Genomic DNA, 25,584 nt, shown 5'->3' with positions numbered 1-25,584 from the left:
AATTATGAATGATGAATTATTAATTATGAATTCGTGTCTTGCTTCAAATTATGATGAAGTATGAAGGAGAATGTTGTGGCGGATAAATCTTATGCTTTTGCGCTTCGGATGGTGAAACTCTACAAGCACCTCAGTTTTGAGAAAAAAGAATTTATACTTTCAAAACAGGTGCTGCGAAGCGGTACATCCATCGGAGCCAACGTAGAAGAGGCCATTGCTGCCAGTTCCAGAGCTGACTTTATCAACAAACTGAATATTGCTGCGAAAGAAGCCCGCGAAACCATCTACTGGCTCAGACTGCTCAAGGACAGTAGCTTTATCTCTGAAACTTCTTTTGAATCAGTATATCAGGATGCTGTTGAGTTAAAGAAAATCCTCAGCAGTATCCTTCTCACCACCAAATCCATTCATAATTCATAATTTCTAATTCATAATTGCGTTAGCAGGCGCAGCCTGTTCACGTCGCGCTGCTTCGTGGATTTTGCTGAAGTATACATCCTCCAGGTCTGGCGCTACGGCTTCGAACTCAGGGGCGGGTTGTACTTCTGCCAGCACATGTATGATGGTTTTGCCAGCGAAGAGACGAGAGGAGATGACCTCATGCTGCAGTTGGTGTGCGACCAATTCGTCTTTGTTGATAAACTTGCGCCAGATGCGGCCGCGCAGGCTATCGATTACATTAAGAGGGTCTCCTTCCAGTAACACTTCGCCTTTATTGATGATGGCGAAGTTGCGGCATAGGTCGGTTACGTCCTCCACGATGTGCGTAGAAAGTATAACGATGATGTTCTCGCCGATTTCACTTAGCAGGTTATGGAAACGGTTACGCTCGGCAGGATCCAGGCCGGCTGTTGGCTCATCTACAATAATAATCTTTGGGTTGCCGAGCAGGGCCTGAGCAATCCCGAAGCGCTGCTTCATACCACCCGAGTAACCACCCAGGTTCTTCTTGCGCACGTCATACAGGTTTGTTTGCTGGAGCAGCGCCTTTACCACCTCTTTGCGCTCTTTGGAGTTACTCACACCTTTAAGTATGGCAAAATGATCCAGCAACTCCTCTGCCGATACCTTTGGATAAACGCCAAACTCCTGTGGCAGGTAGCCCAGCACCTTTCGCATAGTCTCCTTTTCACGCAACACATCCAGATCACCCAGCATGATGCTGCCCGTATCGGCTTCCTGCAGTGTGGCGATAGTGCGCATCAAAGATGATTTTCCGGCTCCGTTGGGACCAAGCAACCCAAACATGCCTTTCGGAATAGTCAGGTTGATGTTTTTGAGCGCCTTGGTACCGTTAGGGTAGGTTTTGGAGAGGTTCTGAATAACTAGTTCCATAATTTTATATGAGGTTAGAAGGTGAGAAAGCTCATTCTGAAGTAACTAAACATAGATTGGATATAAAAATAAACTATACCAACCACTGCCTTTTATCGACAAATACGTGAGGGCCAGTAGCCTGTACCGGAAAAGCAGGCTGTGCTTTATTTGATGATCCAAAAAGGGAGGGGTTGGTTGCCTGCGCTAAGACTGTTACTTTTGTAGCGCCTGTGCTATAGCCAGTAAAAAAACGCAACGAGGTAACCGGATGTCAGAAAGTTTACAGAGCCTTTTTTTTAAGTTCTTGAAGTTTGGGGTGGTAGGCTTTTCTGGCCTGGTGCTGGATTTTGGCTTAACTTTTCTGGCCAAAGAGGTGCTGCGCTGGAACAAGTATGTGGCGAACAGCCTGGGTTTTGCTGTGGCATCCAGTAGCAATTACTACCTCAACCGCGTCTGGACGTTCCATAGTGCAGACCCTGAGATTGGCTGGCAGTTCTCTAAGTTTTTGGTTGTGGCGCTGGCGGGCTTGCTGCTCAATAACCTGGTTATTTACCTGCTTACGGAGCGGTTCCGGTTTAATTTCTATATCGCAAAGTTCTGCGCCATTGTGCTCGTTTTCTTCTGGAACTTCTCCATTAACTACCTTTATACTTTTACGCAGTAGCAGCGTGTGAGGCGTTTGGTACAACTGCCCGGTTGATTGCCAGGAGCTTTACATTATCCAACCTGCTTCTGCCCCTCCTTGCCTTTTTGCGAGGCTTTCTATTCCTGGGAGGAAAAAACTAAGCAACAATTATAAGCTCGATCAGCTTTGGCGACCGGAACTAATCTCAGTTCTTGGGTTGAGTGCCTTGTGCCTGTTGCAGTGCCCGTAAGGGCAACCCGCAGCGGAGCGAGTGCAGCTTCAGGCACACAGCGCGATGCGCTTATCGAGGGTCCCTGTCCCCAGGACGAGGCCCCGCGGCCGTGAGAACTCCAAAGCAAGAGGTGAAACAGTAGGCAAGTGGGAACTTGAGCATGAACGGAAGCTAGAAAGAATAGCTTGGCCGGAGATGCGGAAAGCAGTTACTATGGAAGTGTAACTGTAGCAAGTGTAGCCAACGCTGAACAGGTATGGCTCTGCAAGCCAGTCGAGTTACAGACTCGACATCATAATAAGTCACAAGTCTGAAGACTTGCGCCAGCAGGGGAAACAGTAGGTATTTAGGAGCTGGAGGATGAGCGGCAGCTAGAAAAGATAATTTGGCTGAAGATACAGAAAGCAGCGACTATGAAAATATATCCGTAGCAAGTACAGCCAAGGCGGTTGGAGGCACAAGCGGACGCTTGCGCCAGGGAAGTTGTTTCAAGCATCAACGGAAAGTATGGCTTTGCAAGCTAGTAGAGCTGGAGGCTCAACATCATAAAAGGCACCAGCTGCAAGCTAGCGCCAGCGGGCGAGGAGCAGAGCAACAGGCTAAAAGCAGAAGTCCTTTCGCACAAACAGAGTTCATGCGAAAGGACTTCTGCTTTTAGCATACGTCAACACTTTACCTCACTACCTCATAAATCTGCACGTGCTCATCTTTATGCACACGCGGGTTAAGCAGGTGCAATAGCTGGTCGTAAAGCGACGGGTTGATGGTGTGGTCCAGCTTGAGGTTCGGGAAAAGTTGGTGGAGGCGTGCCATGCGTTCCTCCATATCGTCGGTGCCTACCACCACCACATAGTCGGGCTTGTAAGGCGAAGACGAAACTTGCTCTTCCAGTTCCGCAGGCGTCTTATCTTCATTTAAAGTATACGTCATCACAAAGTTCTCAGGCAGTTGCTTTTCCCCCTGCAGATACTCCTGCCACACCATGTCGCTATCTGCTTCATACTCCTCGTGTACTGCGCTTATGCGGCCCAGGTAAAACAGAGGCGCTTTCTTTACGCTGTGGTTACCAAACTCCAGCACGACAGCATCGAAATCCGGCTTCTCAGACAGGTACACCAGCGGGGCCACGCGGCTCTTCTTGGTATAGGTAAAGGCCATGCCAACGGTTGCCAGCAGGTTCAGTACCCAGAAGAAGCCCCAGCACCAGGCCAGTAGCCTGCGGCGGTTCTGCCAGAAACCAGAGCTGCGTACGAAAGACTGCCAACCGATCACACCAAGAACCATGATGAGCGGCAACAGCGGAAGTATAAAGCGCTCCTGCTTGTTCGGGAACAGCGAGTGCGCCACAAAAAAGATCAGGCCGCCCCAGAAAAGCTTAGGCGCCAGTTTAGCCGTACGGGCATACCCCACCACCAGAAAGGCACTAACCGGCGGCACCAAAAAGCCAAGTATGGTCAGGGCGAAGCGGTAAACGGGGCCAGAGCTGAAGTCGTTGGCATGCGCGCTGTTGTACTGGTAATACGCTACGATGGAATGGAAAGGGTAGTCGAAGAAGAAAATGTCGATAGTGCCTTGTATCAGGAAAGCAGCCACAACAAAGCCCAGCAGCACGGCTATGGCCTCACGCCACTGGCGTTTATACAGCAGCACCAGGCCTGCGCCCGCGCCGAACAGCACCGTGTGGTAACGAAAAGTAAAGGCCAGCGCAAACAAAGCGCCAGCCCAGAAGTACGGCAGCACCCGCTTTCTACTCGACTGATCCTCCTTCACCATCAGGTAAAAAGCAGCCAGGTACGGCGGAATACACACCATCTCCACCAGGTTGCGCACGCTCATAAACGGCATAAACCAAACCAGTGCCAGCATCAGGCCCACAAGCCGTGCGTTGGCCTTGTTAGAGAGCCTTTCGGTGAGCTTATAGCCATAGTAAACCACCAGCAGCGAGTACAGCCCGTGTACCAGCCTGACCACCGTCATCTTCACCTCGGGGCTAAAGATGCCCACTGCCTCCAAAGTATAGAAGATGGCGTAGTGAATGAGCACGTAGAGCATGCTGTGGCGCGGCGGCATCTCTTCGTTCAGCCACAGCGGCAGCCCGTCCAGCCAGCCCTGCGCAATGGTAATCACGTCGAAATGGTCATCGCTGAAGGCAAAGCCCTTCGAGAAAAAGGCTGCCAGCAAACGAATGGCCAGGGCAATGAGAAGTATAACCGACAGCGGGATAAGGTAACGCTCCCGTGGCTGGCCTAAAGTTGCAGCGTCGGCAGTAAAGACCTTTGCTACAGTTGATTTTGTGGTACTTTGCATGAGACTAAAATTGTCCGACTGCAAATTTAAGGGTAATTATAAAGATTGTGTGTTACCTTCGCAGTTTAATTATAGATTTACAGAATTGGCTCATATACATCAAACGACAAAGAGGCGGGCGCCGCGTAAAGCGTTGCTGGTGGGGCTGGCGATTGTGCTGCTGGGCCTTGCCGTGGGAGGCTGGCTCCTGTACCGCCACGACGAGCTGCAGTACAGGCAGGTGCTGGTGCTCGGCCATGCCGGCTCCGGCTTTCTATCGCCGCTAAACCCCTTCAACCCACTGCCACCCAACAGCAAAGGCTCGCTGGTGCAGGCCATGGAGCTTGGGGCGGACGGCCTGGAGGTGGATGTGCAGCTGAGCAAAGACGGCGTGCCGGTTCTGTACCACGACGTAACCCTGGCCTCCATGACGGTAAGGCAGGAGCCGGACACCATCGAGAACCTGAATGCCACGGAGGTCGTTGGGCTGGCGTATAAAGGAGGGGCTCCCTATGATCTCTTTCATGAGGAGAAAATCATTACCCTAGAAGAACTGCTACAGCTGCTTGGCTCTTACGAGGAGGCCCCGTACCTGCACATAGACCTGCGCAACCACGACCCGCAGCGCTACGCCTACTATGCCCAAACGCTGCTGGCACTGCTGCGCAAGTATAACTATCCGCTGCAGAGGCTGGTATTCATCTCGCCGGACCCAAGTTTCCTGCTGGCCTTCAGGCAGGAAGAGCCAGCCGCACAGCTGATGCTCGATGCCGGTGGCGACTTTGAACAGGCGCAGGCGCAGGCCCTAAAGTATAACTTAAACGGTATATGTGCCAACGGGCGCGATGCCAGCGCAGCGCTGGTGGCGCAGGCGAAGCAGCAGGGGCTGCAGGTAGCCCTTTTTGGCGGCAAGTCTCGCTCACGCATCGCCCGCATGATCAACATGAGGCCCGATGCCATACAGGTAAACAACGTTGCCGCCATGCGCGCCATGCTCGACTAACATCTTTGTCCCTGATCAGGTAAACGATCTGTAAGATTATTACATTTGCATTAAACTATACAGTACATCATATTATGTTCCGAACACACACTTGCGGTGAGCTTCGCCTGGACAACGTTGGCGAAGAGGTAATACTAACAGGTTGGGTACAGCGTATCCGCGATAAAGGCGGCATGCTGTGGATTGACCTGCGTGACCGATACGGCATCACACAGCTGTCTTTTGAGGAGGGGGTTACGCCTGCCAGCCTTTTTGAGCAAGCCCGTAGCCTGGGCCGCGAGTATGTGGTAAAGGCAGTTGGCCGGGTAGTGGAGCGCGAGTCTAAGAACGATAAGATCCCTACCGGCGATGTGGAGCTTCGGGTACTGAAGCTGGAGGTGCTGAACCCGGCTAAGTTGCCTCCTTTTATGATTGAGGACGATACCGACGGCGGAGATGACCTGCGCATGCGCTACCGTTACCTGGACCTACGCCGTAACCCGGTGCGCCGCAACCTGGAGCTGCGCCACCGCATGATGCGTGAAACCCGTAACTACCTGGATAACCGTGGTTTTATTGAGGTAGAAACGCCGTACCTGATCAAATCTACACCGGAGGGCGCCCGCGACTTCGTGGTGCCGAGCCGCATGAATGCCGGTGAATTCTATGCTTTGCCACAGTCGCCGCAGACGTTTAAGCAGCTCCTGATGGTGGGTGGCTTCGATAAATACTTCCAGATCGTAAAGTGCTTCCGCGACGAAGACCTGCGTGCCGACCGCCAGCCGGAGTTCACCCAGATCGACTGCGAGATGTCTTTCGTATCGCAGGAGGATATCCTGAATGCCTTCGAGGGCTTTATAAAGCACCTGTTTGAGCGTGTGAAGGGCATCCATATCGAGAAGCTGCCACGCATGACCTATGCCGATGCCATGAAGTTCTACGGCTCTGATAAGCCGGACACGCGTTTCGACATGCGTTTTGTAGAGCTGAACCCGCTGGTGAAGGACAAAGGCTTTAAAGTGTTTGATGAGGCTGAACTGGTGTTAGGCGTTTGTGCCGAAGGTGCTGCCAGCTTTACCCGCAAGCAACTGGATGAATTGACTGACTTTGTGAAGCGGCCACAGGTGGGGGCTACCGGCCTGGTGTATGCCCGCGTAAACGAAGACGGCAGCATCAAGTCCTCGGTAGATAAGTTTTATACAGCAGAGGACCTGCAGGCTTGGGCTGCTGCCTTCAACGCTAAGCCCGGCGACCTGCTGCTGATACTGGCCGGAAATGCCGACAGAACCCGCAAAGCCCTGAACGAGCTGCGCCTGGAAATGGGCACACGCCTTGGCCTGCGCGATAAGAACGTGTTCTCGCCACTGTGGGTAGTGGACTTCCCGCTGCTGGAGTGGGATGAGGAGACGCAGCGTTACCATGCAATGCACCACCCGTTCACGTCTCCCAAGCCTGAGGACATCGATCTGATCGATGATCGCCCGGGGCAGATTCGTGCCAACGCGTATGACATGGTGATTAACGGCGTGGAAGTAGGAGGAGGCTCCATTCGTATCCACGATCGCCGCCTGCAGGAGCAGATGTTCCGCCTGCTGGGCTTCTCTAAAGCAGAGGCAGAGGCACAGTTCGGCTTCCTGATGAGCGCGTTTGAGTACGGAGCGCCGCCGCACGGTGGTATCGCCTTTGGCTTCGACCGCTTGTGCTCGCTGTTCGGTGGCTCTGACTCTATCCGTGATTACATCGCTTTCCCGAAAAACAATTCGGGCCGTGATGTGATGATAGATGCGCCAGCCCCAATTGCCGATGAGCAGCTGGATGAGTTACACATAAAGATGAAAAACCTGCCCAACAGGTAACAGCAACTGATCCACAAATTGCCGAAGGCCTGCTGCTTGTTTCAAGCGGCAGGCCTTCGTTTTTATCCACAGGCACTAGCACAGCAGGCTAATTATGTGGATAACCGTGTGGATTGTGGATTAAAAGCGGCCTTTATCCACCAAATAAGCTGCATTATACTTTAGGAGTGTGGAAATGTGGATAACTGCTGTTGATAGTGTATTGTGCAAGGTTGTTGTTGGGGTTTACAAGTGTTACCCGTTTTTGTAAAGGCCATTCTAGGGCTGCTGACATCTTATGGGCCACCCAGCATCAGGCGGAGTAGGTTTGAAAGCATCTTGTGCCAAGACAGGCTCTAAAGTCTAATAACTCTAGAACCACAATCCTGCTCTGTAAACCAACTGGCAAAAGCGCCCTGCACAGAGAGCGTACCCGTTGAACTTCAACTAAAGTATAAACTAGCCAAAGGAGCGAACTGTAGCTGCCGTGGAGAGAAAAGAACTACACCTGCCAGTGTGCGATGTAGCGGGCGTTGCCAGCGTTTAAAAAGGGCTGTACTAGTGCGCAGGTACTTTACCCACTTTACTGCGGCAGGCGCGCCGGCACAGCTGGTAGGCACATACACCGTGCTTCATTTTCATAAAAGGTATAAAACACAAAGGGGCTGCCTTTACCAAGGCAGCCCCTTTGTTCCCGTATAATATGTTATTCTAAAGCAGCAGGTCGCTCACCAGGGCGGGAGCAATGCCAAGAAGAATAGTCAGTACAGTTATGAAGATCAGGGTGAAGGAGGCGAAGCTGCCAACCTTTACTGTCTCGTAGTTTCCTGCCGGTTGCATGTACATCGCAATCACCACGCGGAAGTAGTAGTAGATACCCACGGCCGCCAAAATCACCGCCAGCACTACCAGCCACAGCATGTCTGGGTTCTGCAGAACGGAGGTAAAGATAAAGAACTTACCAAAGAAACCGGCTGTAAGCGGAATACCCGCCAGCGACAGCATGGAGACTGTCATGGCAAAAGCCAGCAGCGGGTTTGTTTTACCAAGACCGTTGAAGGTTTCGTACTGCTCGCCACCGCGCTGGTCTGCTACCATCTTAAGCACGCCGAAAGCAGCGATAGAAGCCGAAGAGTAAGCCAGGGAATAGAACAGGATAGAAGCATCCGATTTTTCGTTGAAGGCAACCAGGGCCATGAGCAGGTAACCGGCGTGCGAGATACTGGAGTATGCCAGCATGCGCTTCAGGCTTGTCTGCACTACGGCTCCGATGTTACCAACTACCAGCGTCAGCACGGTAATGGCAATCAGGGTCGGGAACCAGGTGGCGTAGGAGGCGGCGAAAGCGGCTACCATCAGTTTGTAGAAGGCAGCTACACCAGCCGTTTTCACAACCGTTGACATAAAGGCTGTGAAGAAAGTCGGTGTGCCATCGTACACGTCCGGAGTCCAGAAGTGGAACGGAGCGGCAGATATTTTAAAGGAGATACCGATAACCAGCAGCAGCAGGCCCAGCACAAACATGGTGTTCATCAGGCCATCTGCGGCAACCTGCACGGCTCCTATTTCAGTCACGTTGAAAGTGCCCGTGGCACCGTAGATCAGCACAATGCCAAACAGCATGAAGCCTGTAAAGAAAGAGCCCATCAGGAAGTACTTTAGCGAGGCCTCGTTAGAGCGCAGGCTCTGCTTGTTGCTTCCCGCCAGCACATACATGGCGATGGAAAGGATTTCAATACCGACAAAGAGCATCAGCAGGTTCTCATAGCTGACCATCATAACAGCGCCAACCAGGGAAAACAGCAACAGCGAGTAGTACTCGGCAAGGTTTGAGTCGCTGTTATCCACGTAGCGCTGTGAGAAAGGAAGCAGGAGCAGCGTTGTAAGCGTCATGATGCCCGTGAAAGCCACCGAATAGTTGTCGATGGTGATCATGTTGTTGAAATAGCTCTGCGTATCGTTCCAGCTGAAGAGGTTTACCCCAAACACTACGATCAGGAACAGCAGCGCCAGTGGCAATAACACTTTCTTTGACTTCATAAACCCTACGAAGAGGTTGATGATGCCGAAAGCGGATAGAAGTATGATCGATATCATGTCGTCGTATTTCTTAAAACTCGTTTTACTTTTTGCTGCTTAGCGGTTAATAATGCTCAGCAGGTTGTTTACCGCAGGCTCCGAAATGCTCAGGAAGGTGTTCGGGAACAGGCCGATCCAGAATACCATCACCACCAGCGGAATCAGTACAGCTTTCTCGTTCAGTGTCAGGTCTGTAAAGTTTTCAGTCAGCTCAGACTTGGTGCCGAACATCACGCCCTGGAACATGCGCAGCATGTACACGGCGCCGAGTATAATGGTTAAGCCAGCCACAGCACCGAACCAGCCGTTGTACTGGAACACGCCGGAAAGCAGCAGGAACTCACCCACGAAGCCGTTTGTAAGCGGCAGCGCTACGGAACCCAGCAGCAGGATCATGAAGTAGATAGACAGCGCCGGTGTATTCTGCGTGATACCGCCCAGGCTGGTGATCTCCCTTGTCTGGGTGCGGCTGAAGATGATATCGATGATAAAGAACAGGCCCACCACGTTGATACCGTGGCTCAGCATCTGGATGACGCCTCCCTGCAGGCCCTGCTCGTTCAGGGTGAAGATACCGGCGGCGATCAAGCCCACGTGCGCAATAGAAGAGTAGGCGATGAGGCGCTTCAGGTCGCGCTGGCGAATGGCGATGATAGAAGCGTACACGATGCCGATGATGGCCAGTATAAGCACCAGTTCATCCCACTGGCTCACGCCGTATGGCACCACCGGCAACAGCCAGCGCAGCACCCCGTAGATACCCATCTTCAGCATAATGCCCGACAGGAGCATGGTAGCCTGGGCAGGCGACTCGGTATAGGTGTCCGGCTGCCAGGTATGGAACGGGAACACAGGCATCTTAATGGCGAAGGCAACAAACAGGAACCAGAAGATCCAGCTCTGCGAATCGCTCGAGAGCGCCAGTTGATAAAAGGCGTTAACATCCGATGAGTGCGTGCCCGGCGTCTGCAGGTACAGGTACACAAACGCAGCCAGCATGAAGAGCGAGCCGAAGATTGTGTACACAAAGAACTTAAACGTCACGCGGATTCTGTCAGCGCCACCCCAAACGGCGGCGATAAAGTACACCGGGATCAGCGCAACTTCCCAGAAGAAGTAGAAAAGGAAGGCATCCATCGCCACAAACACCCCGATCAGGCCGGTCTGCATGAACAGGATCAGCGCATAGAAAACGTTCGGGTTCTTGTACTCGTGCTTAAAAGAGGAAAGAACGATCAGCGGAATCAGGAACGTCGTCAGGAGGACCATCAGCAGGCTGATGCCATCCATGCCAACGCTGAAGTTGATACCGGCACTCGCTACCCATGGAAAGCTCAGGGCAAGCTGCGTGGCACCACTATGTGTATTGAATTCAGAGAGGGCAAAAAGTGACAACGCAAACTCTACGAGCGCTGCTACAAAAGCCACTTTCTTGGCACCTTGTCCTTTTATCAGCAGCACCAGGAGGGCAGCTAAGGCAGGCCAGAAAAGTAAAAGAGCTGTAATCATCTTCTAAGAACCTTATCCGATAAAGAAGTTTAAAAATAGAATCAGAGCGATGCTGAACACCATTACCAGGAGGTAGAACCCGATGGCGCCGCTTTGTGCGTAGCGCATCGTGCGGCCGCTCAGCATGGTCAGTTTGCCAACGCCGTTCACAATGCCGTCCACTACTACTATATCCAGCACGCGGTGGAATGTTGATGACATCCACATCAGCGGCCGAATGATGATGGTGTCATACAGCTCGTCGATATAGTATTTGTGGTAAATCAGGTTGTGGATAGGGGAGAGCTTGGTGCCTTCCGTCGCCGGAACAGACTTCTTGCTCACATACATCACGTAGGCGATAATTGCAGCCACTACAGCCACGGCAACCGACAGCCCCATCAGCATCCATTCCGTAGCGTGGTCCAGGTGAAGCGGTGCCACAGCGGCAGCGTTTGCCACACGGGCGTAGCCGTAGATCGGGCTCAGGTAATCTGCTAGCACGTGGTTTGCGCCGAACACCGCCGGGATTCCGAGGAAGCCACCTACGGTAGAAAGTATAGCCAGCACGATCAGCGGAATGGTCATGGAGGCAGGCGACTCGTGCAGGTGGTTCTTCTGCTCCGTTGTACCGCGGAAGGTTCCGAAGAAGGTCAGGAACACGAGGCGGAACATATAGAAAGAGGTCATGAAGGAGGCCAGCATACCTAAGCCCCACAGCAGTTTATTGTGCTCCCACACATGCGCCAGCAGTTCGTCTTTAGAGAAGAAGCCAGCGAAGGGGGGAATACCGGCAATAGCCAGCGTACCGATCAGGAAGGTAACAAACGTGATCGGCAGGTATTTTCTCAGGCCACCCATGCTGCGGATGTCCTGCTCGTTGCTCATGGCGTGGATCACAGAACCGGCACCCAGGAACAGCAGCGCTTTGAAGAAAGCGTGTGTGAGTACGTGGAAGATAGAGGAAGAGAAGGCCATCACACCCAGCGCCAGGAACATGTAGCCCAGCTGCGATACGGTGGAGTAAGCCAGTACCTTCTTAATGTCGTTTTGTGCCAGGCCGATAGTGGCCGCCAGTACAGCGGTAGCCACACCCACAACGGCGATCACCTCGAGGGTTGTAGGAGCCAGCACATAGAGAACGTTTGAGCGCAGCACCATGTAAATACCGGCCGTTACCATGGTCGCGGCGTGGATCAGGGCAGAAACCGGCGTAGGGCCTGCCATGGCGTCCGGCAGCCAGGTAAACAACGGAATCTGCGCGCTTTTACCCATCGCACCCACAAACAGGAGCAGGGTAATGGCGATCATCACGGTAGAATCGATACCGCCGGTGTACTGTGCCGCCTCAGCGAACACCTGCGGGTAAGAAACAGAGCCGAAGGTGATGAAGATCAGGAAAATGCCCAGCAGGAAGCCCAGGTCACCGATACGGTTCATAACGAAGGCTTTCTTCGCGGCGTTGTTGTAGCTGGTGTTCTTGTTCCAGAAGCCGATCAGCAGGTAGGAGCAAAGTCCCACGCCTTCCCAGCCAACGAACATCATCACGTAGTTAGAACCCATCACCAGCAGCAGCATGGAGAACATAAACAGGTTGATGAAGGCGAAGAACTTACCGAAGTTCTCGTCGTGGCTCATGTAGCCGGCAGAGTACAGGTGGATGAAGAATCCGATACCTGTTACCATCAGCATCATCAGCAGCGTCAGCTGGTCGATCAGGAAGGAGAAGCCAATGCGCATATCGCCCACTGAAATCCAGTTATAGTAATCCACCACATAGGCGCTGCTGCCGTTGGCGGTGAAGTCCAGGAACAGGTAGGCAGTGATGAGGAAAGAAGCCAGCACTGTGCTGCAACCAATAAAGCTTACCAGGCCTTTGGAAACTTTGCGGTTGCCTAGTCCGTTTATGATGAAGCCTGCGAGCGGCAGCAACGGAATAAGCAGACAAAGCAGTGCCATCCCCTGGTTGTTAATCGGCATTACAATCTCTTGCATCTGTATAAGGGTTTAAGCTATTCAGCGTAGTTGGGGGCTGTTACCACTTCAGGTAGTTCAGCAGTTGCACATCAGTTGAGCGGATATTTCGGTAGGTCATCACGATAATGGCCAGCCCGACGCATACTTCGGCCGCTGCCACCGCCATAATGAAGAACACGAATACCTGTGCGTTGGCGTCAGCGCGGTAGGCAGAAAGGGCTGTAAGCAGCAGGTTGACCGCATTCAGCATTAGCTCCACGCACATAAAAATCACGATGGCGTTGCGGCGTGTAAGTACACCGATCACTCCGATCACGAAAAGAGCTGCGCTGAAAAAAAGGTAATAGTCTAGCGGAATGGTTCTGATGACCTCAGGTATGTGGTTCATTTTCTGTGTGACTGAACGTACTACTCTTAAATTACGATCCAAAAATCAAGTCGCAAAGTTATCCCCATTTTTGTAAAAACCATAACATATTTCCAATCTTCTTCTGGCCGCGAAGGCCGCTCTAAACTGCCTTCCGTTGCGTTTTGGGCTTTTCTGCTATATTGTTAGGTTTTCTTTTTCTGTGGGCGATCCGGGCTGCCGTTTTATACTTTTAGCGTGTGTTTGCGTAGCTATGGGAATTACAAACTATAAACCATGAAGCCACAGTATATCTTATACCTTTTGCTGCTATTGCCGCTCACACAGGCCTGTAAATCCAATAAACCTACGGCCAGTGATTACACGGCCACAGCCGTTTCCCGCATGAAGAACATGAACTTAACCGCTACCACGCGTGCCAAGCGCCTTTTCGAGGAAATCCCCTCCGCCTCCGGTGTTGCCCATGTCCAGAACGCTTTTTATGTCGTGGGGGATGACTCTCCTTTCCTGTACCAGCTTAACGAGGAGTACCAGCTGGTGCAGCGGCATGCGCTGTTTGACTCCTCCGGGGTGGTGAACGGCCGCATCCCCAAGGCCGCCAAGCCGGATCTGGAGAGTATGACGCACTTCTCCTATGGGCGCGACGAACTGCTGCTGCTGCTCGGCTCCGGGGCCAGCGAGGCGCGTAACAAGGCCTACCTGGTGAATTTAACAGATGATATGGCTGTGCAGGAGCTGGACCTGAGCCGCTTTTATACTTTCGTGAAGCGTGTGCTGCGGATTGAGAACGAAGGCGTGCTCAACATTGAGGGACTGGCCATGGACGACGTGTACACGTACCTGTTGCAGCGCCCCGCCGGCGCTGGCAGCAACATCCTGATTCGGATGGATACGGATGACTTTAAGCAGTTCGTGCTGAGCAAAGGTGATATTCCTGCCGCCGCCGTTTACTACTTCAAGCTTCCGGTGCTAGGGCAGAGCCCTGCCGGCTTTTCCGGGGCTTACACCCTCGACGACAAGCTTTTCTTTACTGCCTCGGTGGAGGATACCCCCAATGCCATTGATGACGGGGAGGTGCTGGGAAGCTTTATCGGGGTGATTGACCTAAACGCCCTGCCTTACGCTACTGATGAACTAAATCCGTTGGAGGTGCCGGCCACTAAGCTGCAGAACCCGGACGGCTCTGCCTACATTGGCAAGGCGGAGTCTTTGGTGGTGAACAGGCTGGAGGAGGGGCAGTACCGGGTGGTGGTGCTGTCTGATGACGATGCGGGGCACTCGGAGCTGTTGGAAGTACAGCTGGGGGTAACCGAGCAGCTGTAACAGAAAAGAGGCGCCGGAAGTATACTTCCGGCGCCTCTCCATATTTTATTCGACGGTGAGTCTTAGAAATGCTGCTCGCCTGTTTCTTTCTTGCCCAGCATCACAGCGCCAACCATTGCCACCAAGAACAGCACAGAAGCCAGCTCGAAAGGCAGCAGGTACTGCGTGTAAAGCACAAAGCCCAGGTTTTCCACCATCCCTACCTGTGAGTTATAGGTTTCGGGGTTGTAGCCTGCCACGCCAGCGTCTTTCAGCGCCGCAATTAAAACGACAAACAGCAGCCCTCCGGCAATAGCACCGGCAAACTTACTTAGGGTGGAGGTTTTAACCTTGTTCTCCGACTCTTTACTCATGTTCAGGAACATGATCACGAACAGGAAAAGCACCATGATGGCCCCTGCGTACACAATGATGTTCACGGCAGCCAGGAACTGCGCGTTCAGCAGAATGTAGTGGCCCGAAATAGTAAAGAACGTGATGATAAGGAACAGCACGCTGTGCACCGGGTTTTTGGAAATAACAACCATCAGGGCGCAAAGCAGTGTTAGCGAAGCAAGAAAATAGAACAGACTCTCGGTCATCGTGTTATTTTGTTTCAGTGGTTTTAAGAGGCTCAACTAAACGGTCTTTGCCGTAGATAAATTCGTCACGCTCGAAACGGGCCGGTGCAATCTTGTCGTCCTGCAGGAAGATGGCTGCTTTCGGGCAGGCTTCCTCGCAGAGGCCGCAGAAAATGCAACGCAGCATGTTCACCTCGTACGTTACCGCATATTTCTCCTCGCGGTACAGGTGCTCCTCGCCAGCCTTGCGCTCGCCGGCTGTCATGGTGATGGCCTCGGCAGGGCAGGCTACGGCGCACAGACCACAGGCCGTGCAACGCTCTGCGCCTTTCTCGTCGCGCTTCAGCACGTGCAGCCCGCGCCAGTGCTCACTGCGCTCGCGTGTCTGCTCGGGGTACTGTATGGTCGCTTTCTTCTTGAAGAAGTGTTTCAGGGTGATACCAAGCCCCTGGGCAATAGCAGGCAGGTACGCTTTCTCAGCGAACGTCATCTCCTTCTTCTCCAGTTGCTTTCTTCTATTTGATAGTGGTTCCATCTCTTGGTCAATTATGAGTGTCGGTGTATAGCTATACCTGTAACAGGTTGCTGGCCATCAACATTCAAATTTCGGTACTATAGTTTAAAATAAGAAGTCTTTCAGCAGAATTCCGCCGCCTGTCAGGATGATGTTCAGGATCGCCAGCGGGATCAGGATCTGCCAGCCCAGCTTCATCAGCTGGTCGTAACGGAAGCGCGGAAGCGTCCAGCGTACCCACATAAAGAAGAAGATAAACAGGAAGATCTTCGCAAACATGGCCACCACGCCAACCAGCGTCACTACGTTGTTAGCCAGCACCGGGTCGCTGATCGCCTCCCGCAGGTTCTCCATGAACGGGAAGTTGTAAGCGCCAAAGTACAGGGTCGACATCACGGCTGAGGCCACAAAGATGTTGATATACTCCGCAAACAGGTACATACCCAGCTTCATAGAGCCATACTCCGTGTGGTATCCACCGATCAGCTCGGCCTCACTCTCTGGTAAGTCGAACGGCGTACGGTTACACTCGGCAAAGGCGCACACCAGGAAGATGATAAAGCCCAGCGGCTGATACCAGATATTCCAGTTAAAGCCCGCCTGCTGTGCCGCAATCTCTCTCAGGGAAAGGGAGCCCGTCATCATCAGGATAGCGATAAGCGATAAGCCCATGGCCAACTCGTAACTGATGTTCTGCGAAGCGGCACGAATCGCACCCAGCAGTGAGAATTTGTTGTTAGAAGCCCAGCCGCCGATCATCAGGCCGTACACGCCCAACGACACGACACCAAATACATAAAGCACACCGATATTCACCTCAATGGCCTGCAGGAACACTTCGTGTCCGTCTATCAGGAGCATATCACCGAAAGGTATAACGGCGCTTGACATGGTGGCCACCAGCATGGCGATACCCGGCCCGATAATGAAGAGCGCCTTGTTCGACCTGGCAGGTATAAAGTCCTCCTTAAAGAACAGTTTACCGGCATCGGCCAGCGGCTGCAGCAAACCAGCAGGTCCTGCGCGGTTTGGCCCGACGCGGTCCTGGATGAAGGCAGCTATTTTACGCTCGAAATAGGTTGAGTAGGTCGCTATCAGCAGGGTGATACCGAAGATAACCAGAATGTAAATTGCTTTATATAATAGGTCTACAGACTCCATAATTAGTGCTGAGGCAGGTTTTTCTTAGTAGATGTTGGTAAGTTCGGTACAATCGGCACGTTTATAACCGGCAGCTCATAGTGGTTTGCCGAGATAACAGACTGCCTGTCGATGTGGCGTGGGCCTTCGATCGTCCAGTCGTTCATCTCCTTCTTATCAAAGCGGCACGTGTTACAGATAAACTCCTCTACCTCGTTGTACTGGTCTTTGCGAGCCGTTACACGCAGCACCTCTTCGCCACGCGCCCACAGCGTAACCTTACCCGAGCAGGTAGGGCAGTCGCGGTGCGCATCCATTGGCTTGGTAAACCACACACGGTTCTTAAAGCGCCAGGTTTTGTCTGTGAGGGCACCAACTGGGCAAACATCGATCACGTTGCCTGAGAAGTCGTTGTCGATCACGTTCTCGATGTACGTCCCGATTTCTGCCGCATCACCACGGCCTAGCACACCGTGTACACGCTCCGGGGTGATCTGGTCAGCGGTGTACACGCAGCGGTAGCACAGGATGCAGCGCGTCATGTGCAGCTGGATGTACGGGCCCAGGTCTACTTTATTGAAAGAGCGGCGCTCTTCCTCGTAGCGGGTCGCGCTCACGCCGTGCTCGTAAGACAGGTCCTGCAGGCTACACTCACCGGCCTGGTCGCAGATAGGGCAATCCAGCGGGTGGTTGATCAGCAGCATTTCCACGATGCCTTTACGGGCATTCAGCACTTCTTCGTTGGTGGTGTTCTCTACTACCATGCCGTCCTGTACCTGCGTGATGCACGAAGCAACCAGCTTAGGCATAGGGCGTGTGTCTTTGGCAGAGCCTTGGGTTACCTTTACAAGGCACACACGGCACTTACCGCCGCTGCCTTTTAGCGGACCGTAATAACACATGGCAGGAGGCACTACACTACCCCCGATTTTTCTTGCAGCCTGGAGAATGGTAGTTCCGTCTTCTACCTCTATCTCGATGCCGTCAATTGTTACTTTAGCCATTTTTAATATCGTTGTTCGTTATTCGTTGTTCGTCAGAAGCCGAGCAACAAACGATTTAAGCTATACTTATTTATACTTCGTTTTGGCATCCTGTCAGGATCCTGTGGGCGAGCCGCAACGGCTTACAACCCCTTCAACCAGGCTTCTTTCAGAATGACAGATAACGAGCTGTGTGTTTCCTGTACTTCTGTATCAAAACAAATGCGCGTAACTCCTAAAAGTCCTGTGTCTTACGTCTTGATACTTATATCTAAAAAACTAAGCTGTTACCGCGTCCAGCTGGCCTCTGTACACCGCACCCGGGGCTGTTGCCTCTTTCGGATGGTTGATGTGCCACTCGAACTCGTGTCGGAAGTGGCGGATAGCGGCTGCTACTGGCCATGCGGCGGCATCACCCAGCGGGCAAATGGTATTTCCCTCAATCTGCTTGGCAACGCTTACCAGCAGGTCGATGTCCTGCTGATGGCCGTGGCCGTACTCAATGCGGTGCAGCACTTTCTCCATCCAGCCTGTACCTTCGCGGCATGGGCTACACTGGCCACAAGACTCGTGGTGGTAGAAGCGGGCATAGTTCCACGTGTTACGGACGATGCACTGGTCTTCGTCGAACACGATAAAGGCACCTGAGCCCAGCATGGAGCCGCTCACAAAGCCGCCGTCCGACAGTGACTCGTAGCTCATGAGGCGCTGCTCGCCGGCAGCGGTCTTCAGGATCAGTTCAGCAGGCAGAATCGGCACGGAAGAACCTCCCGGCACTACAGCCTTCAGTTGCTTGCCTTTCCAGATGCCGCCGCAGTACTCGTCAGAGTAAATGAACTCCTCCACCGGTACACCCAGCTCGATTTCGTAAACGCCCGGCTTGTTGATGTTGCCGCTGGCAGAGATCAGCTTCGTGCCTGTGCTTCGGCCGATGCCGATTTTCGCGTACTCAGCGCCCGTGTTGTTCACGATCCAAGGCACCGAAGAGATGGTCTCCACGTTGTTTACCACCGTCGGACTCTGGAACAGACCCTTCACCGCCGGGAAAGGGGGCTTGTTACGCGGGTTACCACGCTTACCTTCCAATGATTCCAGCAGGGCTGTCTCTTCGCCGCAGATATAGGCACCGCCACCCGGCGCTACGTGCAGGTCCAGGTCGTAACCAGAACCCAGTATGTTCTTGCCCAGCAAACCGGCCGCGTACGCCTCAGCGATCGCTTTCTCCAGAATGCGCAGCACAAACAACAACTCGCCACGGATGTAGATATAAGACGTGTTGGCTCCCAGCGCGTAGCTCGACGTGATCATGCCTTCGATCAGCGCGTGCGGATTTTTCTCCATGAACCAGCGGTCCTTGAAGGTGCCCGGCTCTGATTCGTCGGCGTTGCACACCAGGTAGCGCGGAACGCCCTCCGGCTTCGCCAGGAAGCTCCACTTCATACCCGTCGGGAAGCCGGCGCCACCACGGCCACGCAGGCCCGATGTTTTCACCTCTTCCACCACCTCTTCCGGAGACATCGTTTTCAGGGCTTTTTCTACTGATTTGTAGCCGCCGTGCTTCCGATACACTTCCAGCGTTTCGATGCCGGGTACGTTGATATGTTCAGTTAATATTTTAAGTCCCATTGTAGCAGGATATATAGCTTGGCAGTTGCTTTACCGGCTTCTGCCTGTTTATACTTTATTAGTGACTGACAAAGGAGCTTTTGACAAAGAACAAAAGAGGTGATGCAAGTATAAAGTCTTTTGTCTGATAGGCTTTTGTCACAAGGTCCGGTTTACTTAGCCCAGGTAGGGGTTTCGTGCTCTTTGTGGCGCATCATCTCCAGGAACTGGTCCAGCTTCTCCTCGCTGTCGATGTTCTCGTAGAAGGTTTCGCGCACCTGCAGCATCGGGCCTGAGCCACAAGAGGCCAGGCATTCCACCGGCTTTAGGGTAAACATGCCGTCGGCAGTCGTTTCGCCTTCCTCGATGTTCAGCTTCTGCTTCAGCATGTCGATCATCTGGTCGGCACCGCGCAGGCAGCAAGGGCCTGTGCGGCATACTTCCAGCACGTGCTTGCCAACCGGCTTCAGGTTGAACATGGTGTAGAAAGTGGCTACCTCGTATACTTCAATCGGCTGGATGTTCAGGATCTCAGCCACCTTGTCCATCACCTCGGGGCTTACCCAGCCGCCGAACTCTGCCTGCGCAATGTGCAGGATCGGGAGCAGGGCTGATTTCTGACGACCCTCCGGGTAGTGGCTGATGTAGCGCTGGATCTCGGCCATGGCCGCGTCAGAAAACTTCACTTCGTTTATTGTTTCTGCCATTTTTCAGTTGTCATTGGCCCGTTGGTACAGGCCAATGTTAAATGGTAAATGATTCTTGTTGTAAGTATTATGCGTCTAGCTCCCCTGCAATCACATTCAGGCTGCTCAGCGTCAGGATCGCATCAGCCAGCTGGCCGCCCTTGATCATCTCTGTGTAAGCCTGGTAGTAGATAAAGCAAGGTCTGCGGAAGTGCAGTCGGTAAGGTGTTCTGCCACCGTCGCTGATCAGGTAGAAGCCCAACTCTCCGTTGCCGCCCTCTACGCTGTGGTACACTTCTCCAACCGGAGCGTCCGTCTCACCCATCACTATTTTAAAGTGGTAGATCAGCGCTTCCATGTTGGTGTACACTTCCTGCTTTGGAGGCAGGTAGTAGTGCGGGGCGTCGGCGTGGTAAGAACCCTCCGGCAGGTTTTTGTAAGCCTGCTCGATGATCTTTAAGCTTTGCCACACTTCCTCGTTGCGAACCAGGAAGCGGTCGTACGTGTCGCCGTTAGAGCCTACCGGAATTTCAAACTCAAAGTCTTCGTATGACGAGTACGGGTTCATCACGCGCACATCGTAGTCTACACCGGCGGCACGCAGGTTAGGGCCTGTGAAGCCGTAGTTCAGGGCACGCTCCGCAGAAATAGCGCCCACACCGGTTGTTCTGTCCATGAAGATACGGTTACGCGTCATCATTTTCTCGAACTCCGCCCATACTTTCGGGAACCGGTTCAGGAACTCGCCAATCAGGTGCAGGGCTTTCGGCGACAGGTCGCGCTCCATCCCCCCGATGCGGCCCATGTTCGTGGTCAGACGGGCGCCGCATACTTCCTCGTAGATATCGTAGATGTGCTCACGCTCCTGCATCACGTACAGGAAGCCCGTAAAGGCGCCGGAGTCCACACCCAGGATCGAGTTACAGATCAGGTGGTCGGAGATACGGGCCAGCTCCATCATGATCACGCGGATGTACTGCGCGCGCTTCGGCACGGTAATGCCGAGCAGCTTCTCTACCGTCATGTGATACCCCATGTTATTGATAGGGGATGAGCAGTAGTTCATGCGGTCCGTCAGCGGCGTGATCTGGTAGAACGGCCGGCGTTCTGCTATTTTCTCAAAGGCACGGTGGATGTAGCCGATCGTGGGAACAGCGTCCACAATCTTCTCCCCGTCCATTTGGAGGATGTTCTGGAAAATACCGTGCGTGGCCGGGTGGGTAGGGCCCAGGTTCAGCGTGGTAAGAGGCCTCTCCTCCTGCAGGGCAAGTCCGTTGTCTTTGCGGAATTGCTCCAGTTCAGTGAGTTCAGCGGTTTTACTTTCAGTAGCCATTGTTATTTTCGTTGAATGCTTGCCGCGCTCCTTCGCAGGGGCAACAGCCAAACTGGCTTAGCGTCCGAAATAGGTATCTATCTTGTCTTCCCGTGTCTGGTCTTCCAGCGGGTACTGCTTCAGCATCGGGTGGTACTCCATCTCCTCGATGTTCAGGATGCGGGTCAGGTTCGGGTGGCCCACAAACTTGACGCCGTAGAAGTCGAATGTCTCGCGCTCCATCCAGTTAGAGGTGGCATAGAGGTTGGTGAGCGTCGGCATTACGGCATCATCAGCAGGCATAAACACCTTAATGCGGATGCGGTAATTATGACGCAGGCTATGCAGCTGGTACATCACGCACAGTTCCTTGCCCTTGTGGTCCGGGTAGTGGATGCCGCACATGGTGGTCAGGAAGCGGATCTGCAGTTCCTCGTCGTCGTACAGGTACTGGATCAGGTCGATGATCGACGCACGGTTGGTGGTGATCGTCATGATGCCATCGGGGCTAAAGGCGTCCCAGATGTTCTCTTCCCCAAACTTGCTGATGATTTTGCCGAGTACGTTTTCGTTCGTAAGCTCCATTCTGCTTATTTAATGTTGTAAGAGGCTAAGAGTGCCTGGTACTCCGGAGAGTTGCGGCGGCGCAGCGATTCGTTTTCTGCCAGCTCCTGCACGCGCATCAGGCCGTCCAGGATCTGCTCAGGGCGTGGCGGGCAGCCCGGCACGTACACGTCCACCGGCACTACGCGGTCAATGCCCTGCAGCACCGAGTACGTATCGAAAATACCGCCGGAGGAGGCACAGGCGCCAACGGCGATAACCCAGCGCGGCTCGGCCATCTGCTCGTACACCTGCTTTACCACTGGGCCCATCTTCTTGGCAATCGTGCCCATCACCATCAGGATGTCTGCCTGGCGCGGGGAGAAGCTTGGGCGCTCCGACCCGAAGCGGGAGATGTCGTAGTTGGAGCCCATGGTGGCCATGTACTCAATACCGCAGCAAGAGGTGGCAAAAGGCAGCGGCCACAGCGAGTGCTTGCGCGCCAGTCCAATTACTTTCTCAAACGAGGTGGCGAAGAAACCAGCACCCGATACGCCGTCCGGCGCGTCTACTAATTTAATATCGTTGTTTGAATCGCTCATTTTAAGGAGAATTTGATTTTACAAGCAGGCAGATGAATGCCTTTTCTGCAACAATAGTGCGCTTGTAAAAGTTTAAAGTCCTATTCCCAATCTAGGATGCCTTTTTTTATCACGTAGAAGAAGCCGGCCATCAGCAGGGTTACAAACACCAGCATTTGCAGGAAACCCTCCAAGCCGAAGCCTTTGAAGTTAACAGCCCACGGGTACATGAAGATGATTTCCACATCAAACAGTACAAACAGGATGGCCGTCATGAAATACTTGTAGGAGATAGGGGTACGGGCGTCTCCCACAGATTCGATACCGCTTTCCCAGGCAGCGCCTTTTACCTCGCTATTTCTTTTGGGGCCCAGCAGGTGCGTAAGCGTCAGCGCAAAAATCACAAAGCCCAGGGCTGCCGCAAACTGGATGAGGATAGGTAAATAGTCCGATGGTATGTACTGATGTACAGCTGATTCCATAACTCTTTCGTGCTTTCTTAAATTAGAGAGCAAAATTAGGTATAAATCATCAACAATCAAAAGTATACCATAGGTGTAAAACACGCTGCCAGCGAGGTGTTTTGGGGGATAGAGGTTATTTTTATCGATTCTAAATAACAAAAGTGTGTTTATACATCTTTCAACGCAAGAGGCCGCGTCCTCTGCAGAACGCGGCCTCTGTTACAGCTGTTTTTCAGCGGTGTATATTACTTGTTCTCGCCCAGGAACGGGTAGCGGTAGTCTACCGGCGGAACGAAGGTTTCTTTGATAGAGCGGGCAGACACCCAGCGCAGCAGGTTCAGCATGGAACCGGCCTTGTCGTTTGTGCCGGAAGCGCGCGCGCCACCGAATGGCTGCTGGCCCACCACGGCGCCTGTCGGCTTATCGTTGATGTAGAAGTTGCCGGCCGCCTGGTCGAGCTTCTTCGTGGCGTAGTCAATAATGTAGCGGTCCTGGCTGAAGATGGCTCCCGTCAGGGCGTACGGCGATGTGCTGTTTACCAGCTCCAGCGTGTCGTCGAAGTTGTTCTCGTCGTACACGTAGATGGTGATAACCGGCCCGAAGATCTCCTCGCACATGGTGGTGTACTGCGGGTTGTGCGACAGCAGCACCGTCGGCTCAATAAAGTAGCCTTTGGACTTGTCGTAGTTACCGCCGGCGATAATCTCCACCTCGTTGCTTTCCTTCGCGCCGTCGATGTAGCGAGCGATCTTGTCGAAAGACTTCTCGTCGATCACGGCGTTAATGAAGTTCGAGAAATCCTCCGGTGCGCCCATCTTAAACGACTTCAGGTCCTCGATCACATAGCCTTTTACCTCTTCCCAAAGGTTGCTTGGGATGTAGGCCCGCGAGGCGGCAGAGCACTTCTGGCCCTGGAACTCGAACGCGCCGCGGGAGATGGCTGTTGCCAGTGCCTTGGCGTTGGCAGACCTGTGCGCAAGTATAAAGTCTTTACCGCCGGTTTCGCCTACAATGCGTGGGTAGGATTTATACTTGTGGATGTTGTTGCCAATGGTCTTCCAGATGTTCTGGAACACGCCTGTGCTACCGGTAAAGTGGATGCCGGCGAAGTCAGAGTGGCCGAAAACCACGTCTCCGGTGGTAGGGCCATCTACGTAAACCAGGTTGATAACACCGTCAGGCAGGCCTGCTTCGCGGAACAGCTCCATGATCATGTGCGCCGCGTAGATCTGCGTGTGTGCTGGCTTCCAAACCACCACGTTACCCATCATGGCAACGCAGGAAGGCAGGTTGCCGGCGATGGCGGTGAAGTTAAACGGCGTCAGGGCGAACACGAAACCCTCGAGCGGGCGGTGCTCCATACGGTTCCAAACGCCCGGCGAAGACTCCGGCTGCATCTGGTAGATCTCGGTCATGTAGTGCACGTTAAAGCGCAGGAAATCCACCAGTTCGCAGGCAGAGTCGATCTCCGCCTGGTAGGCGTTTTTAGACTGGCCCAGCATGGTGGCTGCGTTCAGCCTGTCCCTCCAGGGGCCGGCCAGCAGGTCGGCGGCTTTCAGGAAAATGCTGGCGCGGTGCTCCCAGCTCATGTTTGCCCAGTCTTCGCGGGCTGCCAGCGCCGCGTTGATGGCTTGTTCCACGTGGGACGCGTCGCCTTCGCTGAAGTGGCCCAGGATGTGCTGGTGGTCGTGCGGCTGCAGCATCGGCTGCTTGTTATCGGTGTAAACTTTGTCGCCGCCAATGTACATGGGCACATCCAGCTGCTTCGACTTGAGCTCTTTATAGGTGCGCAGCAGGCTCTCCTTTTCAGGTGAGCCAGGAGCGTAAGACTTTACGGGTTCGTTAACAGGGGTTGGTACTCTAAAAAATCCGGTTGCCATTTACGTTATAGTTACAGATTTAAAATAGATGATTCTCTTGGTACCTCTACGGAGGGTACCCTAACAAAGGTAAGGTTATAATTTGATTTTGCTGCATGAAGGGGGAGGGGTTTGGGCAGTTGCCTGCCAGATCGCCTTTCTGCCGTGTTTGAGCCGCCTTTTGGCCTGTGGGTTTCCTGTTGCACCCCCGCCGTGCACAGCTGCCGCCAGGGTAGGCCACTAACGGAGGGGCAGGGCCAGAGGAGCCGAACGTACGGGGTTTGCCGCTCCGTAACATTTTTATTTTCAGCTTGTGATGACTTAGGACCGATATTTGTACCTATGAGTTTTTGCGCTGTCGGATACAGCGCCGCATTTAATACACTGACTATGAGAAATCCCCATACCACATACGCCAAAGTGCTGCTGATCGGCGCGCTGGCATTTTCTTTTGCCGCAGAGGCCGCCCATTATACGTTCGCTGACGCCCCCGCATCTTCTTTAAAGAAGGCTGCGTCGCAGGACACCATGCAGCAGTGGCAGAAGAAGCTGCTGGGCCCGTATGCCAACATTGACATGCTTTCGGCCTATAACCTGCGCTCGGCGTACATTTCGCTGCTCGAGCATGCGCACGCGCAGCACAGCGGCTGGTCCGATGCCGACTGGCAGCAGGCGAAGGCCGTGCTTGATAAGATGGATAGCAAGAAAGGTACCCTCGAGAGCCAGCTGACTCTGGATGATAAGGCCAAGATTAAAGTGATGCAGGCAGAGTTCAGGGCGCTGGAGACGGCGGGCAATGTGAGAGACTAAGTGCCGGTCGGGCATA

Annotated in this window: 23 protein-coding genes; 6 read left to right on the top strand and 17 right to left on the bottom strand. The window is 53.3% G+C overall.

Annotation, left to right across the window (positions count from 1 at the left end; genetic code table 11):
* The first annotated feature begins 60 nt into the window (after positions 1-60).
* Positions 61-420, top strand: a complete 360-nt coding sequence (locus tag CA264_RS14350) for a four helix bundle protein (RefSeq protein WP_025608086.1) — start codon at positions 61-63, stop codon at positions 418-420.
* A 3-nt stretch (positions 421-423) separates the two neighbouring features.
* Here CA264_RS14350 and CA264_RS14345 read toward each other — a convergent pair whose 3' ends face one another.
* A complete protein-coding gene (locus tag CA264_RS14345; RefSeq protein ID WP_025608085.1) occupies positions 424-1,335 on the bottom strand; it encodes an ABC transporter ATP-binding protein in 912 nt (303 codons plus the stop codon).
* Between the two features lie 250 nt (positions 1,336-1,585).
* Here CA264_RS14345 and CA264_RS14340 point away from each other — a divergent pair, with 250 nt between their 5' ends.
* Positions 1,586-1,981: a GtrA family protein gene (locus CA264_RS14340; RefSeq protein WP_025608084.1), complete on the top strand. Its 396-nt coding sequence runs from the start codon at positions 1,586-1,588 to the stop codon at positions 1,979-1,981.
* Between the two features lie 865 nt (positions 1,982-2,846).
* On the opposite strand, the gene CA264_RS14335 is transcribed toward CA264_RS14340, so the two are convergent.
* Positions 2,847-4,481, bottom strand: a complete 1,635-nt coding sequence (locus tag CA264_RS14335; protein ID WP_025608083.1) for a glycosyltransferase family 39 protein — start codon at positions 4,479-4,481, stop codon at positions 2,847-2,849.
* A gap of 85 nt (positions 4,482-4,566) precedes the next feature.
* Here CA264_RS14335 and CA264_RS14330 point away from each other — a divergent pair, with 85 nt between their 5' ends.
* Together CA264_RS14330 and aspS are read left to right on the top strand one after the other, a co-directional pair.
* Positions 4,567-5,463 carry a glycerophosphodiester phosphodiesterase gene (locus CA264_RS14330; protein WP_025608082.1) on the top strand — a complete coding sequence of 299 codons (897 nt, stop codon included), beginning with the start codon at positions 4,567-4,569 and terminating at the stop codon, positions 5,461-5,463.
* A gap of 74 nt (positions 5,464-5,537) precedes the next feature.
* Positions 5,538-7,298, top strand: a complete 1,761-nt coding sequence (gene aspS / locus CA264_RS14325; protein WP_025608081.1) for an aspartate--tRNA ligase — start codon at positions 5,538-5,540, stop codon at positions 7,296-7,298.
* Positions 7,299-7,988: 690 nt separating this feature from the next.
* Here the strand turns inward: aspS and CA264_RS14320 are convergent.
* The 4 genes from CA264_RS14320 to nuoK are packed head-to-tail and all read right to left on the bottom strand — an operon-like array spanning position 7,989 to position 13,209.
* Positions 7,989-9,374 (bottom strand): NADH-quinone oxidoreductase subunit N, encoded by a 1,386-nt coding sequence (locus CA264_RS14320; protein ID WP_025608080.1) that lies wholly within the window; start codon positions 9,372-9,374, stop codon positions 7,989-7,991.
* A gap of 39 nt (positions 9,375-9,413) precedes the next feature.
* The gene (locus CA264_RS14315) at positions 9,414-10,865 is read right to left on the bottom strand and encodes a complex I subunit 4 family protein (RefSeq protein ID WP_025608079.1); all 1,452 of its coding nucleotides are present in this window, start codon (positions 10,863-10,865) and stop codon (positions 9,414-9,416) included.
* A gap of 12 nt (positions 10,866-10,877) precedes the next feature.
* The gene (nuoL, locus tag CA264_RS14310; protein WP_084196238.1) at positions 10,878-12,839 is read right to left on the bottom strand and encodes an NADH-quinone oxidoreductase subunit L; all 1,962 of its coding nucleotides are present in this window, start codon (positions 12,837-12,839) and stop codon (positions 10,878-10,880) included.
* A gap of 40 nt (positions 12,840-12,879) precedes the next feature.
* Positions 12,880-13,209 carry an NADH-quinone oxidoreductase subunit NuoK gene (gene nuoK, locus CA264_RS14305; RefSeq protein WP_025608077.1) on the bottom strand — a complete coding sequence of 110 codons (330 nt, stop codon included), beginning with the start codon at positions 13,207-13,209 and terminating at the stop codon, positions 12,880-12,882.
* 255 nt (positions 13,210-13,464) lie between these two features.
* Between nuoK and CA264_RS14300 the strand changes: the two genes are divergently transcribed.
* Positions 13,465-14,511: a DUF6929 family protein gene (locus tag CA264_RS14300; protein WP_025608076.1), complete on the top strand. Its 1,047-nt coding sequence runs from the start codon at positions 13,465-13,467 to the stop codon at positions 14,509-14,511.
* A gap of 62 nt (positions 14,512-14,573) precedes the next feature.
* On the opposite strand, the gene CA264_RS14295 is transcribed toward CA264_RS14300, so the two are convergent.
* From CA264_RS14295 to pruA, 11 genes are all read right to left on the bottom strand, one after another.
* Entirely contained in the window at positions 14,574-15,092 is a 519-nt protein-coding gene (locus CA264_RS14295; protein WP_025608075.1) for an NADH-quinone oxidoreductase subunit J family protein, read from the bottom strand.
* Positions 15,093-15,096: 4 nt separating this feature from the next.
* Entirely contained in the window at positions 15,097-15,606 is a 510-nt protein-coding gene (locus CA264_RS14290; protein WP_025608074.1) for a NuoI/complex I 23 kDa subunit family protein, read from the bottom strand.
* An 84-nt stretch (positions 15,607-15,690) separates the two neighbouring features.
* Positions 15,691-16,746 carry an NADH-quinone oxidoreductase subunit NuoH gene (nuoH, locus tag CA264_RS14285; RefSeq protein WP_025608073.1) on the bottom strand — a complete coding sequence of 352 codons (1,056 nt, stop codon included), beginning with the start codon at positions 16,744-16,746 and terminating at the stop codon, positions 15,691-15,693.
* A gap of 2 nt (positions 16,747-16,748) precedes the next feature.
* Entirely contained in the window at positions 16,749-17,729 is a 981-nt protein-coding gene (locus CA264_RS14280; RefSeq protein ID WP_119570448.1) for an NADH-quinone oxidoreductase subunit G, read from the bottom strand.
* 258 nt (positions 17,730-17,987) lie between these two features.
* Positions 17,988-19,334, bottom strand: a complete 1,347-nt coding sequence (nuoF, locus tag CA264_RS14275; protein WP_025608072.1) for an NADH-quinone oxidoreductase subunit NuoF — start codon at positions 19,332-19,334, stop codon at positions 17,988-17,990.
* Positions 19,335-19,486: 152 nt separating this feature from the next.
* Positions 19,487-20,020, bottom strand: coding sequence for an NADH-quinone oxidoreductase subunit NuoE family protein (locus CA264_RS14270; protein WP_025608071.1), 534 nt, complete (start codon positions 20,018-20,020; stop codon positions 19,487-19,489).
* Between the two features lie 67 nt (positions 20,021-20,087).
* Positions 20,088-21,332, bottom strand: coding sequence for an NADH dehydrogenase (quinone) subunit D (gene nuoD, locus CA264_RS14265; RefSeq protein WP_025608070.1), 1,245 nt, complete (start codon positions 21,330-21,332; stop codon positions 20,088-20,090).
* 57 nt (positions 21,333-21,389) lie between these two features.
* Positions 21,390-21,896 (bottom strand): NADH-quinone oxidoreductase subunit C, encoded by a 507-nt coding sequence (locus CA264_RS14260; protein WP_025608069.1) that lies wholly within the window; start codon positions 21,894-21,896, stop codon positions 21,390-21,392.
* Positions 21,897-21,901: 5 nt separating this feature from the next.
* Positions 21,902-22,456, bottom strand: a complete 555-nt coding sequence (locus CA264_RS14255; RefSeq protein WP_025608068.1) for an NADH-quinone oxidoreductase subunit B — start codon at positions 22,454-22,456, stop codon at positions 21,902-21,904.
* Positions 22,457-22,536: 80 nt separating this feature from the next.
* Entirely contained in the window at positions 22,537-22,917 is a 381-nt protein-coding gene (locus CA264_RS14250; protein ID WP_025608067.1) for an NADH-quinone oxidoreductase subunit A, read from the bottom strand.
* A 227-nt stretch (positions 22,918-23,144) separates the two neighbouring features.
* A complete protein-coding gene (pruA, locus tag CA264_RS14245) occupies positions 23,145-24,779 on the bottom strand; it encodes an L-glutamate gamma-semialdehyde dehydrogenase (RefSeq protein WP_025608066.1) in 1,635 nt (544 codons plus the stop codon).
* Positions 24,780-25,148: 369 nt separating this feature from the next.
* Between pruA and CA264_RS14240 the strand changes: the two genes are divergently transcribed.
* Entirely contained in the window at positions 25,149-25,568 is a 420-nt protein-coding gene (locus tag CA264_RS14240; RefSeq protein WP_025608065.1) for a hypothetical protein, read from the top strand.
* Positions 25,569-25,584: the final 16 nt, after the last annotated feature.

Origin of the sequence: Pontibacter actiniarum, from assembly GCF_003585765.1 — a bacterium.
Taxonomy (GTDB): domain Bacteria; phylum Bacteroidota; class Bacteroidia; order Cytophagales; family Hymenobacteraceae; genus Pontibacter; species Pontibacter actiniarum.
The sequence above is the reverse complement of the archived record's forward strand: the minus strand, read 5'-3'. Positions and strand labels throughout refer to the sequence as shown.

Bases quoted from the DNA above. Each gene is read 5' to 3' on its own strand.
- CA264_RS14350 (WP_025608086.1), top strand. From the start codon at position 61: ATGAAGGAGAATGTTGTGGCGGATAAATCTTATGCTTTTGCGCTTCGG.
- CA264_RS14345 (WP_025608085.1), bottom strand. From the start codon at position 1,335: ATGGAACTAGTTATTCAGAACCTCTCCAAAACCTACCCTAACGGTACC.
- CA264_RS14340 (WP_025608084.1), top strand. From the start codon at position 1,586: ATGTCAGAAAGTTTACAGAGCCTTTTTTTTAAGTTCTTGAAGTTTGGG.
- CA264_RS14335 (WP_025608083.1), bottom strand. From the start codon at position 4,481: ATGCAAAGTACCACAAAATCAACTGTAGCAAAGGTCTTTACTGCCGAC.
- aspS (WP_025608081.1), top strand. From the start codon at position 5,538: ATGTTCCGAACACACACTTGCGGTGAGCTTCGCCTGGACAACGTTGGC.
- CA264_RS14320 (WP_025608080.1), bottom strand. From the start codon at position 9,374: ATGATATCGATCATACTTCTATCCGCTTTCGGCATCATCAACCTCTTC.
- CA264_RS14315 (WP_025608079.1), bottom strand. From the start codon at position 10,865: ATGATTACAGCTCTTTTACTTTTCTGGCCTGCCTTAGCTGCCCTCCTG.
- nuoL (WP_084196238.1), bottom strand. From the start codon at position 12,839: ATGCAAGAGATTGTAATGCCGATTAACAACCAGGGGATGGCACTGCTT.
- nuoK (WP_025608077.1), bottom strand. From the start codon at position 13,209: ATGAACCACATACCTGAGGTCATCAGAACCATTCCGCTAGACTATTAC.
- CA264_RS14300 (WP_025608076.1), top strand. From the start codon at position 13,465: ATGAAGCCACAGTATATCTTATACCTTTTGCTGCTATTGCCGCTCACA.
- CA264_RS14295 (WP_025608075.1), bottom strand. From the start codon at position 15,092: ATGACCGAGAGTCTGTTCTATTTTCTTGCTTCGCTAACACTGCTTTGC.
- CA264_RS14290 (WP_025608074.1), bottom strand. From the start codon at position 15,606: ATGGAACCACTATCAAATAGAAGAAAGCAACTGGAGAAGAAGGAGATG.
- nuoH (WP_025608073.1), bottom strand. From the start codon at position 16,746: ATGGAGTCTGTAGACCTATTATATAAAGCAATTTACATTCTGGTTATC.
- CA264_RS14280 (WP_119570448.1), bottom strand. From the start codon at position 17,729: ATGGCTAAAGTAACAATTGACGGCATCGAGATAGAGGTAGAAGACGGA.
- nuoF (WP_025608072.1), bottom strand. From the start codon at position 19,334: ATGGGACTTAAAATATTAACTGAACATATCAACGTACCCGGCATCGAA.
- CA264_RS14270 (WP_025608071.1), bottom strand. From the start codon at position 20,020: ATGGCAGAAACAATAAACGAAGTGAAGTTTTCTGACGCGGCCATGGCC.
- nuoD (WP_025608070.1), bottom strand. From the start codon at position 21,332: ATGGCTACTGAAAGTAAAACCGCTGAACTCACTGAACTGGAGCAATTC.
- CA264_RS14260 (WP_025608069.1), bottom strand. From the start codon at position 21,896: ATGGAGCTTACGAACGAAAACGTACTCGGCAAAATCATCAGCAAGTTT.
- CA264_RS14255 (WP_025608068.1), bottom strand. From the start codon at position 22,456: ATGAGCGATTCAAACAACGATATTAAATTAGTAGACGCGCCGGACGGC.
- CA264_RS14250 (WP_025608067.1), bottom strand. From the start codon at position 22,917: ATGGAATCAGCTGTACATCAGTACATACCATCGGACTATTTACCTATC.
- pruA (WP_025608066.1), bottom strand. From the start codon at position 24,779: ATGGCAACCGGATTTTTTAGAGTACCAACCCCTGTTAACGAACCCGTA.
- CA264_RS14240 (WP_025608065.1), top strand. From the start codon at position 25,149: ATGAGAAATCCCCATACCACATACGCCAAAGTGCTGCTGATCGGCGCG.